This is a genomic window from Holospora undulata HU1, assembly GCF_000388175.3.
Lineage (GTDB): Bacteria > Pseudomonadota > Alphaproteobacteria > Holosporales > Holosporaceae > Holospora > Holospora undulata_A.
The window spans coordinates 1-1,240 of sequence record NZ_ARPM03000026.1; the positions used below are offsets into that span (position 1 = coordinate 1).

Below are 1,240 nucleotides of genomic sequence, written 5' to 3' on the forward strand. Positions count from 1 at the left end.
AACTTCCAATTGGTGCCATCGAGCATTAAATGCATTTTAGGAACTGGCTCCCAAATGCTTGATATCAAGGCTTTTGAGAAGAGTCTTTTGAGAAGAGCCCAGAATCAATTCCTTGTCCTTTTAAAAAAACGCCTGACGCGTTCAAGCTTGGATTTTATTGAAGGTGGAGCGTTCATCTTGTGGATCAGCGCAGGATGCTGAATCTTTCGCTGATCGATCATACTAAGTACGAAGGTTCATTTGCATTAAACATTGTTGTTAATTTTTAATAAAATAGCCTCTCTTTCGGATCTTTTTAAGACCCTTCAAAAAAGTGAGGGGGAGTATGGGCTTGTGCAAAGACAGAAGGTTGGGGCAGAAACAGTAAAAATGCAGTATAATTTTTCTACCTTCCTTACTCTTCTGATTTGAATTCAATAGAGAAATTCTGGGTTAATAAAGAGGGGGATTGAATGCAATATACTAAATTTTAAGGCCCTATTCGACGCTATTTCGTGCTTCTTTGAAGTATCCAATTCAACCTAGATTACTATACGTCACGCCGAGGCGTTCCAGAGGTGAGTGTCCCCCATCCTGAGTGGCTTGCTTCCAGCCTTTCAGCACAGGCTACGTCGGGAGAGTCTTCCATGTTTATACTCGTTGCCGATTTGTTTCTTTTGTATTGAGGAACAATTTTCTTCCACCACCTTATAACGCTTGCGATTCCAACTTTAAAACAACGCCATTTTTCGTCAAAACTTAGTCCTTCTTCCTCTTTGATTTCTAACACTCTACGTCGAAAGTCTGCTGAATATTTCATAAATTACTAATTAAAATCATTTTATTCAGCTTTTGCTATATAAAGGCGAGTTTTTTTTAAAATTATATGCTGAGGTCAATATAAAAAATTGGAAATTTATTATTCTGTGTTGTTTTTTAGTAAAGATTTTTCTAAAATTTGTAAGATGCCCTTAACTTAAATAGATGTCATGTTTCACGATTTTATTTTTCATGGGCGGGACGCAATGGCTTTAGTCCAAAATCGTCTTTTGTGGTTTATTCAGGCATCTTTTGTGGGAATGGGGGTTTTGGTACTTAGATTGTGCTGGGTCAGTATTGCGCTTCGTTCTAAAGCCAAAATTGCTTTAGAATACTCTATGGAAAGGCGGGTCTTGCTGGACGCACAAGGAAAAGTTCTTGCACACAGTTTACCAAGTTTTGCGTTGGCAGCCAATCCTAAAAAAATTATGAACGTAAAAGA

Annotated in this window: 3 protein-coding genes; 2 read left to right on the top strand and 1 reads right to left on the bottom strand. The window is 37.9% G+C overall.

The features are described from left to right. A partial coding sequence (locus tag K737_RS10750; protein ID WP_035574597.1) for a hypothetical protein occupies positions 1-201 on the top strand: 201 nt, incomplete at its 5' end. A 328-nt stretch (positions 202-529) separates the two neighbouring features. Here the strand turns inward: K737_RS10750 and K737_RS00270 are convergent. After that, entirely contained in the window at positions 530-799 is a 270-nt protein-coding gene (locus K737_RS00270) for a hypothetical protein (RefSeq protein WP_006294896.1), read from the bottom strand. A 205-nt stretch (positions 800-1,004) separates the two neighbouring features. Between K737_RS00270 and K737_RS00275 the strand changes: the two genes are divergently transcribed. Next, positions 1,005-1,240, top strand: a 236-nt coding sequence (locus K737_RS00275) for a hypothetical protein (protein WP_152530997.1), incomplete at its 3' end; no start/stop codon positions are given.

Excerpts from the sequence above, each read along its gene's own strand:
- K737_RS00270 (WP_006294896.1), bottom strand. The coding sequence starts at position 799 with ATGAAATATTCAGCAGACTTTCGACGTAGAGTGTTAGAAATCAAAGAG.